Annotated in this window: 10 protein-coding genes; 8 read left to right on the top strand and 2 right to left on the bottom strand. The window is 69.3% G+C overall.

Annotated features, from left to right (window positions below):
* Positions 1 to 135 precede the first annotated feature (135 nt).
* From OG219_RS37400 to OG219_RS37365, 8 genes are all read left to right on the top strand, one after another.
* Positions 136 to 1,395, top strand: a complete 1,260-nt coding sequence (locus OG219_RS37400) for an ABC transporter substrate-binding protein (protein ID WP_266834168.1) — start codon at positions 136 to 138, stop codon at positions 1,393 to 1,395.
* A 20-nt stretch (positions 1,396 to 1,415) separates the two neighbouring features.
* A complete protein-coding gene (locus OG219_RS37395) occupies positions 1,416 to 2,381 on the top strand; it encodes a carbohydrate ABC transporter permease (protein WP_266834166.1) in 966 nt (321 codons plus the stop codon).
* A 77-nt stretch (positions 2,382 to 2,458) separates the two neighbouring features.
* Complete coding sequence (locus tag OG219_RS37390; RefSeq protein ID WP_266836360.1) at positions 2,459 to 3,274, top strand: carbohydrate ABC transporter permease; 816 nt, start codon at positions 2,459 to 2,461, stop codon at positions 3,272 to 3,274.
* A 39-nt stretch (positions 3,275 to 3,313) separates the two neighbouring features.
* Positions 3,314 to 6,190 carry a glycoside hydrolase family 2 TIM barrel-domain containing protein gene (locus OG219_RS37385; protein WP_266834164.1) on the top strand — a complete coding sequence of 959 codons (2,877 nt, stop codon included), beginning with the start codon at positions 3,314 to 3,316 and terminating at the stop codon, positions 6,188 to 6,190.
* Entirely contained in the window at positions 6,183 to 7,367 is a 1,185-nt protein-coding gene (locus OG219_RS37380) for a sugar MFS transporter (RefSeq protein ID WP_266834162.1), read from the top strand. The genes OG219_RS37385 and OG219_RS37380 overlap by 8 nt, the downstream gene beginning before the upstream one ends.
* Before the next feature lie 97 nt (positions 7,368 to 7,464).
* Complete coding sequence (locus OG219_RS37375) at positions 7,465 to 8,481, top strand: ATP-binding cassette domain-containing protein (RefSeq protein WP_266834160.1); 1,017 nt, start codon at positions 7,465 to 7,467, stop codon at positions 8,479 to 8,481.
* 4 nt (positions 8,482 to 8,485) lie between these two features.
* Positions 8,486 to 9,298 (top strand): ABC-2 family transporter protein, encoded by an 813-nt coding sequence (locus tag OG219_RS37370; protein ID WP_266834158.1) that lies wholly within the window; start codon positions 8,486 to 8,488, stop codon positions 9,296 to 9,298.
* Between the two features lie 47 nt (positions 9,299 to 9,345).
* Positions 9,346 to 10,146 carry an ABC transporter permease gene (locus OG219_RS37365; protein WP_266836359.1) on the top strand — a complete coding sequence of 267 codons (801 nt, stop codon included), beginning with the start codon at positions 9,346 to 9,348 and terminating at the stop codon, positions 10,144 to 10,146.
* Here the strand turns inward: OG219_RS37365 and OG219_RS37360 are convergent.
* Positions 10,143 to 12,140, bottom strand: a complete 1,998-nt coding sequence (locus OG219_RS37360) for a calcium-binding protein (RefSeq protein ID WP_266834156.1) — start codon at positions 12,138 to 12,140, stop codon at positions 10,143 to 10,145. The two genes, OG219_RS37365 and OG219_RS37360, sit on opposite strands and share 4 nt — an antisense overlap.
* 121 nt (positions 12,141 to 12,261) lie before the next feature.
* A complete protein-coding gene (locus OG219_RS37355; protein WP_266836358.1) occupies positions 12,262 to 13,539 on the bottom strand; it encodes an MFS transporter in 1,278 nt (425 codons plus the stop codon).
* Between the last annotated feature and the right edge of the window lie 128 nt (positions 13,540 to 13,667).

Below are 13,667 nucleotides of genomic sequence, written 5' to 3'. Positions count from 1 at the left end.
GTCCGGTATCCCGAACCCGGCACAACACTTCGAACAGCCTTCGTCCAACCCCTTGCCGAAGCCTTAGCCGAAGGTTAACGTCCCGCACCGCACCGGGAATTGAGCCGCAGCCGTACTAGAGACAAGGGCGTCACCATGTCGGCAATGAGCAGCAGCAACCTGTCCCGCCGATCAATCTTCCGCGCCGCGGCGGGCATGGCCGCGGCCGGCACGCTCGCCGCGTGCGGCAGCAACAACGGCAGGGGCGGCGGTTCGGGCAACGGCCTCACCCAGTTCTTCCACGCCTACGGCGAGGCGGGCACCGAGCAGGCCATCAAGCGGTACGCGAAGGCCTACAAGGACTCGAGCGTGTCCACGCAGTGGATCACCGGCGCCGACTTCGAGAGCAAGCTCTTCGCGACCCTGCTCACGAAGAGCGCACCCGACCTGTTCGAGTTCCACCCGCAGATCCAGCTGATCAAGAGCGGCCAGGTGGCGGACCTGACGGACATCATCGAGCCGGTCAAGGACGACTTCAACCAGGCCGACATCGCCTCGCACACGGTGGACGGGAAGATATACGGCGTCCGCATGATCGACGACCCGCAGTTCTTCTTCTACCGGCCCTCACTGTTCGAGAAGGCCAAGATCGAGGTCCCGGAGACTCTCGACGAGCTGATCGAGGCAGCCGCGAAGCTCACCACGGACAAGGTCAAGGGCGTCTACCTCGGCAACACCCTGCAGGCGGTCATCCGCCCGATGATCTGGGCGGCAGGCGCCGACACCCTCGACGACAACAACGAGCCCGCCTACCACACGGACGGTGTCGTAGAGGGCCTCACGAAGATGCGCAAGCTGTTCACCAGCGGCGACCTGCTCCTCGACGCCCCGGCGGACTACTGGGACCCGTCCGCGCTCACCCAGGGCCTCACCGCCATGCAGTTCTGCGGCATGTGGGCCATGCCCGCGATGCAGGAGGCGCTCGGCGACGACCTCGGTGTCTTCCCCTTCCCGAAGGTGGGTGACGCGGGCAAGCCCTCGGTCTACAACGGCGGCTGGTCGATGTTCGTCAACGCCAAGGGCGAGAACGTGGAAGCGGCCAAGGAGTACGTGAAGTGGCTGTGGATCGACCAGAAGGAGTACCAGGAGGACTGGGCCCTCTCGTACGGCTTCCACATCCCGCCGCGCACCTCGATCGCGCAGAGTGCCGCCAAGCTCAAGTCGGGCCTGCCGGCCGAGGGAGTCAAGCTCTTCAGCGAGTACGGGCACTTCGACAAGATCGGCTGGACGCAGGCGATGATCACCGCCACGGAGAACGTCTTCGCCGACACGGTCCGCAAGGACGGTGACCCGGAGGCCTCGCTCGACAAGTGCGACGAGGTCGTGGGCACCGAGCTCAAGAAGCTGTTCGGATAGGCCGGCGGACGGACCTCGACATGTCGACGACCACCGAGCTCGACCTCGCGAGCCCCGCCCCGGCGAAGCCCCTCAAGGCCCGCCGCCGGCGGGGTCTGCGGGGCAGCCCCACGTTCAACTTCTGGCTCTTCACCGGACCGTTCCTCCTCGGCCTGGTGATCTTCGTCTACGTTCCGATCGGCTGGAGCATCTGGCTCAGCTTCTTCGAGGCGCGCTTCACCGTCACGCCGAGCAAGTTCATCGGCTTCGACAACTACCGCTACATGCTGGACAACGGCAACTTCACCGGTGCGCTCCTCACCTTCACCGTCTTCGCCGCGTTCATCGTGCCCACCACCTGGGCGCTGTCCCTGGGCCTGGCGATGCTGGTGAACCGGCTGCGCTTCATGCGGGCGTTCTACCGCTCGGTGTTCTTCCTGCCGACCGCGTGCAGCTACGTCGCCGCCTCCCTCATCTGGAAGATGTCCATGTTCAACGGTGTCCGCTTCGGTCTGGCGAACACCGTGATCGGCTGGTTCGGCGTCGAGAACATCGCCTGGCTCGCCGACCCCGACCCGCCGTGGTACTGGCTGGTCATCGTCAGCGCGCGGCTGTGGCTGCAGTCCGGTTTCTACATGATCCTCTTCCTCGCCGCGCTGCAGAACATCCCGCAGGAGCTGTACGAGGCCGCCGCGATCGACGGCGCCAAGCGGGGCTGGCAGACCTTCCGCTACATCACGCTGCCCCAACTGCGCGCCACCACCACGGCTGTGGTCCTGCTCCTGCTGGTCGCCGCCTACCAGGCCTTCGACGAGTTCTTCAACCTGCTGTCCAAGACCACCTGGGGCCGGCCCCCGCTGGTCGAGCTGTACTACATGGCCCTGGGCCAGAACCAGGACTACGGCGCGGGCAGCGCCGGCGCCGTGATGCTGACGCTGCTGATCTGCCTCGTGACCCTGTTCCAGGGCAGGCTCCTGGGCTTCGGAAGGGGGGAGGAGTCCAAGTGACCGCCACCGTGCCCAAGGCCGGGGACGCCGTACCCTCGCCGTCGCGCACGCCGCGCCGGAACAGGCGCGGCGGGGTGATGAGCTCCACCGGGCTGTACGTCGCCACCTCCATAGCCGCTTTCTTCTTCCTCGTCCCGTTCTACCTGCTGGTCCGCAACGCGCTCTCGACCGACCGGGAAATCACCGGCGAGAACTGGAAGTTGTTCCCCACGGACATCCAGTGGGGCAACATCACCGAGCCGTTCCGCGACACCACCGTGGACTTCGGCCAGTCGATGGTGAACTCGCTGATCGTGGGCGTCCTGCACACCGTCGGGGTGCTGCTGGTCTGTTCGCTGGCCGGCTACGGCCTGGCCCGCATCCCGTACCGGCACGCCAACAAGATCTTCTACGCGGTGCTGTTCACCCTGATGGTGCCGACGGCCGTGACCTTCGTGCCGAGCTTCGTGCTGGTGTCCTCGCTCGGCTGGGTCGACTCCTACCGCGGTCTGATCATCCCGGGCCTCTTCAGTGGTTTCACCTGCTTCCTCTTCCGGCAGTACTTCCTGGGGTTCCCCAAGGAGCTGGAGGAGGCGGCGCGCGTGGACGGGCTCGGCTATTGGGGCGCTTACTGGCGCGTCGTGGTGCCGAACTCGCTGAACTTCTTCGCGGCGATCGCGACCATCACCTTCATCAGCGGCTGGAACTCCTTCCTGTGGCCGCTGGTCATCGGCCAGGACCCCGGCGCCTGGACGGTTCAGGTCGCGCTGTCGTCGTACATGACCAACCAGACCGTCAACTACCACCTGATCTTCATGGCCACGACCATTTCCATCCTGCCCCTGCTGTTCGTCTTCCTCTTCCTCCAGCGCTGGCTGGTGCAGGGGATCGCACAGACAGGCATCAAGGGCTGACACGACTCGCTCAAGACCACTCTCAGGACCTGGAGACCCATGTCTTTCCGCACAACTACCGCCATTGACTACGTCGAGGACGTCTCACCCGGCAGCGGGGCGCTTCCGCCACGGGCCTGGTACGCGTCCTCGGATGCCCAGTCCCTGTCACTGAACGGCAGTTGGCGCTTCCGGCTCTCCCCCACCGCCGATGCCGAGGACGACTCCTTCGCTGCGGAGGGGTACGACGCCGGGGACTGGGCTCAGGTGTCGGTCCCCGGCCACTGGGTCCTCCAGGGCGACGGGGCCTTCGGCGCGCCGATCTACACCAACCACCTCTACCCCTTCCCGGTCGACCCGCCGCGGGTGCCGACCGAGAACCCGACCGGTGACCATCTGCGGGTCTTCGACCTGCCCGGGGAGTGGCCCGGGGACGGCGGCTCCGTGCTCCGTTTCGACGGTGTGGAGTCCTGTGCCCGGGTCTGGCTGAACGGCACGGACATCGGCGAGTTCAAGGGCTCCCGGCTGCCGCACGAGTTCGCGGTCGGCCATCTGCTGAAGCCGGCCGGCAATGTGCTGGCGGTGCGGGTCCACCAGTGGTCGGCGGGCTCGTACCTGGAGGACCAGGACCAGTGGTGGCTGCCGGGCATCTTCCGGGACGTCACCCTGCTGCACCGTCCGGCGGGCGGCGTGCTCGACCACTTCGTGCACGCGTCGTACGACCATGTCCGCGGCGAGGGGACCCTGCGCGTCGACTCCGACGTCGACGGCCGGGTCACCGTGCCCGCCCTGGACATCGATGTCGCCACCGGCGAGTCCGTGACCGTGCCGGTGCAGCCGTGGACGGCCGAGACGCCCCGCCTCTACGACGGGGTGCTGACGACGGAGGGCGAGCGCGTACCCCTGCGGATCGGCTTCCGCACGGTCGTGCTCGAAGACGGTCTGATCAAGGTCAACGGCAGGGCGCTCCTCTTCAAGGGCGTCAACCGGCACGAGTGGCACCCGGAGCGGGGACGGGCCCTCGACCTGGAGACCATGCGGCAGGACGTGCTGCTGATGAAGCGGCACAACATCAACTCCGTCCGCACCTCGCACTACCCGCCGCACCCCGCCTTCCTGGACCTGTGCGACGAGTACGGCCTCTGGGTCATCGACGAGTGCGACCTGGAGACCCACGGCTTCACCGAGCAGGCCTGGCGCGACAACCCGGTGGACGACGACCGCTGGACCCCGGCGCTCCTCGACCGCGCCTCCCGCATGGTCGAGCGCGACAAGAACCACCCGTCCGTCGTCATCTGGTCCCTCGGCAACGAGGCGGGCACCGGGCGCGGGCTCACCGCCATGGCCGAGTGGATCCGCGGCCGTGACCGCTCACGGCTCATCCACTACGAGGGCGACATCAACTGCCGTGACACGGACGTCTATTCACGGATGTACGCCGAGCACGCGGAGGTCGAGCGGATCGGCCGGGGCCTGGACGGCGGCGCGCACGGACGACGCCGGCTCCCCTTCATCCTCTGCGAGTACGGGCACGCGATGGGCAACGGCCCCGGTGGACTCGCCGACTACCAGCGGCTGTTCGAGTCGCACGACCGCCTCCAGGGCGGGTTCATCTGGGAGTGGATCGACCACGGCATCAAGGACGAACGGTACGGGTTCGCGTACGGCGGCGACTTCGGGGAGGAACTGCACGACGGGAACTTCGTCTGCGACGGACTGCTGTTCCCGGACCGGGCTCCGTCGCCCGGCCTTGTCGAGTACAAGAAGGTGATCGAGCCGGTCCGTATCGAGGGCGACGGGGCGGACGGCAGCGTCCGCGTCACGAACGCGTACGACTTCGCGGATCTCTCGGCGCTCGCCTTCGAGTGGTCGTACCAGGTCGACGGGGAGACCGTGGAGGCGGGCGCGCTGTCCGTGCCCCCGCTCCTGCCGGGCGAGTCGGCCGATGTGAAGCTGCCGGCCTCGCCCGCGGACGGGCGGGGGGCCGAGACGGGGTGGACGGTTCGGGCGGTGCTCGCGGCGGAGACGGCCTGGGGTCCGCAGGGCCATCAGGTGGCTTGGGCCCAACTGCCCGCTACGGAGAAGGCGTTGGGTCGCGTGGCGCAGTCCGACCCGCCCGCGCTCGGCGTGCGGCAGATCACCCTGGGCCCGGCTGCCTTCGACGCCCGTACCGGCGTGCTGAAGGCGATCGGCGGGGTCGATGTCACCGGGCTGCGTCTCGACGTCTGGCGCGCTCCGACCGACAACGACAACGGCGCGTCCTGGCAGCCCGACCTGCGCTACGGCCCGCTCTGGCGCGAGCTGGGGCTGCACCGGATGCAATACCGCCTGGATGCGGTGGAGTTGAGCGACGACGCCTTGACCGTACGGTCCCGGGTGGCGCCCGCCGCCTCGGAGGTGGGCCTGCGCACGGTGTACCGGTGGACCTCGGACGGGACGCGGCTGCGGCTGACCGTGTCCGTGGCGCCCGAGGGCGACTGGACGCTGCCGTTGCCGCGGCTCGGGATCCGGCTCGGGCTGCCTTCGTCGTCGGACCGGGTGAAGTGGTTCGGCGGCGGGCCCGGTGAGGGCTATCCGGACACGAAGTCGGCCTCGATGCTGGGGCGTTGGGAGTCGTCGGTGGACGCGTTGCAGACGCCGTACGTCCGTCCCCAGGAGAACGGTGCGCGGCCCGATGTCCGCTGGGCGGAAATCGGTGGACTGCGGGTGGAGGGTGATCCATCCTTCTGGTTCACGGCCCGCCGCTGGACGACGGAGCAGCTCGACGCCGCCGACCATCTGACCGATCTGGTCCCGGGCGAATCGGTCTGGGTCAACCTCGACCACGGACAGCAGGGCATCGGCTCACAGTCGTGCGGGCCGGGTGCGCTGCCTCAGTACCAACTGCGGGCCGCCCCCGCGGAGTTCTCGTATCTCTTCTCGGAGATTCATGACTGACACCGTCATACAGCCCGCGGCCGGTCGGCTCTTCACCCGACCGGCCGCGGTCGCGTCCTGCGTCGGATTCGTCCTCATCGGCATGCTTCAAGCGCTCTACGGTCCTGCGGTTCCAGGGTTGCGCGAGGAGTACGGCCTGTCTCCGTCCGCCGCCGGCCTTGGCCTCAGCCTGCACTTCACCGGCGGTGTAGCGGGCGTCCTGGCCTTCAACGCGATCCACTCCAGGATCAGCAACAGGGCTTTGCTGGCGGCAAGTTACGTCCTGATGGCGGCGGGCGGCACGGGCTTCGCGCTCGCCCCGAACTGGCCGCTCGCGCTGGCCGCCGCCTTCCTCTGCGGTCTCGGTTTCGGCGGCATCGACTACGGCCTCAACCAGTTGTTCGCGGTCGGCTTCGGCGACCGTTCGACTGCGATGCTCAACGTGCTGAACGCGCACTTCGGGATCGGTGCGGTGCTCGGTCCGGCGCTCATCGCGTGGACCGGGCCCGACCACTACCCGTACGCCTTCGGGGCGTGTGCCGTGCTGGCGGGGGCGCTGATCCTGTGCACGGGCGGCGTCGGGAACCAGGCGCCGTCGCCTCCCGCCGCTCCCACGGAGAAGGCGCGGGGTTCCAGCGGCCTGCTTTCGCGCGTCCTGGTCGGCTTCCTCGTCCTCTACATCCTCAACGTGGCGGTCGAGGCGGGCGTCGGCGGCTGGGAGCCCACCCACCTGGAGACCGTCGGTTACAGCGCGACCGTCGCCGCCTCCGCCACCTCGGTCTACTGGCTGATGCTGACGGTGGGCCGCTTCCTGGTGGTGCCGATCACCCTGCGGTACGCGCCCGAGCGCATCCTCGCGGTCTGCGCGGCCGGGATGACGGCGTGCCTGCTCCTTGCGCTGATACCGGGGGCGGCACCGGTGGCGTACGCCGGTGTGGGCCTGTTCATCGCGCCGGTGTTCCCGACCGGGCTGACCTGGCTGAATCAGGCCCTGCCGGGGGCCAAGCGGGCGGGCGCCTGGGTGATCGCCGCGTCGATGATCGGCGGGGTCGCGGCCCCGCCGCTCCTTGGCGTGGGCATCGAGGCGTCCGGGATTCACGCGGTGCCATGGCTGTTGACCGTGTTGTCGGGCGGATCGCTGGTGGCGACGGTCTGGCTGGTGCGGCTGACGAGGAAGTCCACGACAGAGGGGGTGTGAACAGGGTCAACAGCAGGTGAGACGTGAGTGGCGCGCCAACAGCATCCGCGCCGTGAACAGGGCGAACGACGTGAAGGGGTCAACCAGCGTGAAGGCTGTGAACGAAAGCATCCAGGTCCGCGGACTCTCCCGGACTTTTCACACCACCGTCCGCCGCCCAGGTTTCGCGGGCGCGCTCAGATCACTGGTCAACCCGGAGCGCGTGGCCAAGGACGCTGTCTCCGACATCACCTTCGACGTCGCCCCCGGCGAACTCCTCGCCCTGCTCGGCCCGAACGGCGCCGGCAAGTCCACCACCATCAAGATGCTCACGGGCATCCTCACGCCCACCTCCGGTGAGGCGCGCGTCGCGGGCGTCGTCCCGTACCTGGGGCGGGAGCGCAACGCCCGTAACATCGGCGCGGTGTTCGGGCAGCGCACCCAGCTCTGGTGGGACCTGCCGGTGCGCGAGTCGTTCGCGATCCTGCGGGACATCTACGAGGTGCCGAAGGCTGAACACGCCGCCCGCCTGCGGGAGTTCGACGAGCTCCTCGATCTCTCCTCCTTCTGGGACACCCGCGTACGGCACCTCTCCCTCGGCCAGCGGGTGCGCTGCGACCTGGCCGCCGCACTGCTGCACGATCCGCCGGTCGTCTTCCTCGACGAGCCGACGATCGGCATGGACGTGGTGGTCAAGGAACAGGTGCGCGAGTTCCTCCGGTACCAGGTGGAGGAGCGCGGCCGGACGGTCCTGCTGACCACGCACGACATGACGGAGGTCGCGAGGCTCGCCGAACGCGTCGTCCTGATCAACCACGGGCGGCTCGTCCTGGACGGCACCCTCGACGAGATCCGCGGCAAGTTCGGCTCGACCTGGCAGGTGCGGGCCACGCTCGCCGACCCGCACGCGCCCGTGGATCCGCTGCCTCCGGGGATCGCGCTGCTGCGGCGCGAGGGCCCGCAGCTCGTGTTCGGACCTGCAGAGGGCGCCGCGTCGCCGACCGTCCACCAGGCCCTCAAGCAGGTCATCGAGCGGTACGAGGTCAACGATGTCGCCCTGGACGAGGCCGACTTGGAGGACGTGATGCGGGCGGCCTACCTGCGCGAGGTGCCCGTACAGGCGCAGGGAGGCTGACCCCGTGGCCCTGCTCTCCGCCCCGCGCGCCTGGCGCGTCACCCGGGTCACCCCGCTCGGCGAGCTGCACACGCCTCCACGGATCACCGCCGCGCTTCTCCGGCTCACCGTGCAGGTGGTGCTGGTGGCGTCACTGTGGAACGGCCTGTACGCGCAGACCGGCACGACCGCCGGACTCACCCGCGACCAGGCCGTCACGTATGCCGTACTCGCCGTACTGGCCACCCGTATACGGGAGTTGGACCAGTACGCGGGCCGGGACACGGTTCTCCAGCACATGCACTTCGGCACGATCGTCTACTGGTACCTGCGGCCGCTGTCGCCGCGGCACTACTACGCCCGGCGGGCCCTCGGCGAGCAGCTCTACGGGCTCGTGTGGGTGCTCGCCGGATATCTGGTGTGCCTGGCCGCCGGGGTGATCGAACCGACCAAGTCCCCTGCCGCGACAGGGGTGTTCATGCTGAGCGCGCTGCTCGGCCAGTGGGTCCTTTACTACATCATGCTCACCCTCGACCAGCTGTGCTTCTGGACGCTCCGCAACGGCGCCGCGATGATGATCCTGATCTTCGCGCAGAATCTGCTGGCCGGGGTGTACGCGCCGCTGTGGTTCTTCCCCGACTGGTTCGTGACGATGAGCGGCTTCCTCCCCTTCCAGGCGACGCTGAGCGTGCCGCTGTCGCTGTACGTCGGCCGGATTCCACTGTCGGACGCGGGCCCCCAACTCGCCGTACAGGCCGCCTGGGTGGTGGTGCTCGCCCTGCTCACCCGCCTGCTGTGGCGGCGCGCGGCGCTCCGCGTGATCTCCCAGGGAGGCTGAACATGTCATCGGAGAACGTCTCGGAGAACCTGTCGAAGACCCCTTCCCTGAACGGCTTCCGGATCGCGTGGCGCATCACGCGGCTCAACTTCCGTGCACAGCTGGAGTACCGCTCCGAGTTCCTGATGATGATCGCGATCGGCGCGGTCTGGCAGGTGTCGGTGATCGTGTTCGCCACGGTGCTGCTCACCCGGTTCGCCGGGATGGGCGGCTGGGACAGCTCGGACGTCCTGCTGATCCCGGCGACACGGATGCTGGCGCACGGCCTGTTCGTGCTGTTCCTGGGCCGGGTGCACGGGGTGGGCCGGCACATCCAGGAGGGCGTGATCGACACGTATCTCGTACGCCCGATGCCGGTCTACCGCCAGCTCCAGCTGTCCTTCTTCCCCACCAACGCGATCGGCGACCTGACGGTGGCGGCGGGCCTGATGGCGGGCGCGCTGAGCCGCAGCGAACTCGACTGGACGGCGACCCGGATCACGTACCTCGTGGTCGCCGTCCTGGGCGGGATGCTCCTGGAAGCGGCCCTGTTCACGATCGTGGCCTGCGCCTCCCTCCGCTTCCCGGCCGCCGACTACTGGGGCCGCTGGCTGGAGGAACTCCTCGGCACCTTCGGCAGCTACCCGCTCAACGTCCTCCCCCGAGCGGTCGGCAGCCTCCTCACCTTCGGCCTGCCCCTAGCCTTCGTCGCCTACTTCCCGGCCGCGGTACTGACCGGCCACGGCTCCGGCACAGGGGTCCCGTACTGGCTGGCGGCCGCCTCCCCGCTACTCGGGGCGGCGGCCTACCTGGGCTCCCGTCTGCTGTGGAAGTGGAGCTTGCGTCACTACACGGGGGTGAACGGCTAGGGGCAGCTGATCCGGGTGTCGCCGGTGTCCGTCGTGCAGGTGTCCGTGCCGAAGCCGCCATTGGCGGTGTCGTTGCCGGAGACACTGTCGACGGTGTTGAGCCGGTCGTTGCCGTAGTTGCCGATCAGGTTGTCGTTGCCGGGGCCTCCGTTGAGGGTGTCGTCGCTGAAGCCGCCGTCGACGCGGTCGTCGCCGAAGTTGCCGTACGCGGTGTCGTTGCCATAGCTGGCGTTGATCGTGTCGTTGCCTCCGAGGCCGCAGATCACGTCGTTGCCGTAGCCGCCGTTGAGGGTGTCGTTGCCGCTCGTGCCGATGCGCGTACAGCCGCGGGAGTTGTTGACGGTGGTGGTCGCGGTGGCGGTGTTGTTGGCGGTGGCCGGGTCGGTCTGGGTGGCGGTGACCGTGGCCCGGTCGGTGAGGGTGCCGGTGGCGCGGGGCTCCACGACGATGGTGACGGTCCTTTGCGCCCCGGCCGCGAGAGTGCCGAGGGCGCAGGTCGCGCCGGTGGCGGAGGTCGTGCACGTGCCCTGGCTCGGGGTGGCCGAGATCAGGGTGGCGGCGGGTCCTGTGAGCGTGTCGGTGAGGGAGACACCGGTGGCCGAGGTGCCGGTGCTGTTGTTGGTGACCGTCACGGTGTACGTGGCCCGGTCGCCGATGCTGACGGTGCCGGTGCCGGTCTTGGTGACGGAGAGGTCGACGCCGGTGGGCGGGGGCGGGCTGCCGGCGCCGCCGAGGTAGCGGGCCAGGGCGCGGTCGCCGTCGCTGTTGCTGCCGAAGGCGAGGATCTTGCCGTCGGACTGGAGGGCGAGGCTGTGCGCGACGTCGCCGATGCCGAAGTCGGTGGTGGTCTTCCCGCCGGTGCCGAAGCCGGTGTCCAGGGCGCCGTCGACCTGGTAGCGCGCCAGCGCGAAGTCACCCCCGGCGGCGGTGCCCGCGGCGACGATCCGGTCGTCGGGCTGGAGCATGAGGGCCTCCACACCGGAGCCGGTGCCGAAGGAGGTGGTGACGACGCCTCCGGTGCCGAAGCCGTTGTCGAGAGTGCCGTCGACGTTGTAGCGGACGAGGGTGAAGTTGCCGCCGGACGACCCGGAGGCGACGATCTTGCCGGTCGACTGGACGACCACGGTCCGGCCCCAGTTGTAGCCGCCGAGGTCCGTGGTGACCCTGCCGTCGCCGCCGAAGGACGTGTCGAGGCTGCCGTCGGAGTTGTAGCGGGCCAGCGCGAAGTCGAAGGAGGTCTCGCCCGAGTAGCCGACGATGACGAACTTCCCGTTGGGCTGCAGAGCCAAGTCGAACCCCTGCGCACCGCCCAGGTCCTGGAAGGAGGTGAGGACCTTGCCGTCACCGTCGAAGGTGGGGTCCAGGGTGCCGTTGGTATTGTAGCGCACCGCCGTGAACGTGCCGCCTGCCGAGCCCGCGGCGAGGATCTTCCCGTCGGGCTGCACCGCGACCGCCCAGCCCTCCTCGGCGCCGCCGGCCAGTTCGGGGACGGCCCAGCCGGTGCCTCCGAAGGTGGTGTCGAGGCTGCCGTCGGTGTTGTAGCGGGCGACCGTGAGCCAGCAGCAGCCAGCGAACTCGTCGGCGGTCCGCTGGGTGCGGCCGACGACCACGATCTTCCCGTCGGGCTGCAGCGTCACGCCCTGCGCCCGGTCCTCGCCCTGCTCGAAGTCGGTCAGCACCTCGCCGTCACCGCCGCCGAAGGTGGTGTCGACGCTGCCGTCGGCGTTGTGCCGCATCACGGAGAAGTCGGCGTAGAAGGTGTCGGGATCCTGCCGGGCGCCGACCGTGACGATCCTGCCGTCGGCCTGGACGGCCAGGTCCTGGCCGTCCGAGAAGGCGCCGTCGACGGTGACCTTTCCGCCGGTGCCGAATGTGGCGTCCAGGTCACCGGGTGCGGCGAACGCGCCGTGCGGCAGGGCCACGACGAGCGCCAGCGCGGCGACGAACGCCGAGGCTGCGCGCAGGGATCCCCGTAGGGAAGGAAGGGTGGGCATGCGCCCAGCTTCCGTAGCCGGCCGCCTCTTCTTCGCACGGCTGGCCGACAACTGGTCCCACTGGGCCGCAGAGTTCCACTCGCCGGGGTGATGCAGGCGCTGACAAGGCTTGGGCCGCCGATCAGGCGGCGCGGGACCGCCGTATCGGCGTGAACAGCGCGGCCACCGCGATCAGCACGCAGCACGCGCCGGCGATCAGGCCGACCGGTGCGGTGCCCCGTCGTTCCGCGGCCCAGGTCAGGACGGCCGCGCCGATCGGGGCCGCGGAGTACTGGAGGGTCCAGAACGCGGAGGTGACCCTGCCGAGGAGCGGTTCCGGGGTCACTTCCTGACGCAGTGACATCGAGCAGGTGCCCGCGATGCCGCCGCAGGCGAGGAACGCCGCGCTCAGCGCCGCGACGACGGACACGTCCCGCGCCCAGCCAAGACCGGCGAACGCCAGCCCGCACACCGCGACCGCACCGGTCCAGGTCGGCCCGAAGCCGAGTCCCCGACGTATCCGGGCCACCAGCAGGGCGCCGGTGATCGTGCCGAGGGCGCCCACGGCCATGACGGTGCCGACCGTGCCGTCGTCGTGGCCGAGGTCGTGCTTGACGTGGTAGATGACCAGGTCGGTCATGCCGAGGGTGAGAAAGCTGAAGACGAACAGCAGGGCGGTCAGCGAGCGCAGCACCGGATGGCCGTACAGGAAGGACACCCCGGCTCGCAGGTCCCGCCACAGGCCGGCCACCCCGGCTCCCTTCGCCGGGACGCCGTCGTCCCCGGAGCGCGGGGCGAACCGTACGAAGAGCATGCAGGCGGCCGACACCGCGAAGCTGCCCGCGTTGACCCACACCGCGGCGGCCGGGCCGGTCCAGGCGGCCACAAGACCCGCGCACAGCGGGCCGAGTACGCCCGCCGCGGCGGCGGTCGCGTTGAGCCGGCCATTGGCCTCGGTGAGCTGCTCGGTGCCGACCAGGCCCCGGACGACGGTGACATAGCCGACGGCGAACAGCATGCCGACGGCCTCGCAGAGCGGCAGGACGACGTACAGCAGCCAGACCTGCGGTCCGAACAGCCACACCAGCGGGATCACGCCGTACAGCACCATGCGCACCAGGTCGCAGGCGATGAGCAGCCGTCGGCGGTCGACGCGGTCCACCAGGGCCCCGGCGAAGACGGCCGCCAGCACCGAGGCGGCTCCGCCGACCGCCGTGAGCAGTCCCATGCTCGCGAGTGAGCCGGTCGACTGGAGCACCAGCAGAGGCAGGGCGATCAGTGCGAAGGAGTCACCGAGGACGGAGAGGGTCTGCGCGGCCCAGAAGATCCCGAAGTTCCGCTGCCGCCAGAGCGGTTCGCTCTTCGCGGGCGGCGGATCCGTACGTGGCCTGCGTGGCGCCGGGTCGGCCGGTTCGTCCACGCGCGGTATCCGATCGCCCGGTCCGTCCTCGTGCTGCGCCTCGTACGCCACGCGGCCCCTTCCCCTTGTCTTGTCCTGATCCCCGGCAACCTTATGGCGCCCCTGCGGCGACCTCCAGACAAATAATT

Source organism: Streptomyces sp. NBC_00038, assembly GCF_026343635.1.
Classification (GTDB): Bacteria; Actinomycetota; Actinomycetes; order Streptomycetales; family Streptomycetaceae; genus Streptomyces.
The sequence above is the reverse complement of the archived record's forward strand: the minus strand, read 5'-3'. Positions and strand labels throughout refer to the sequence as shown.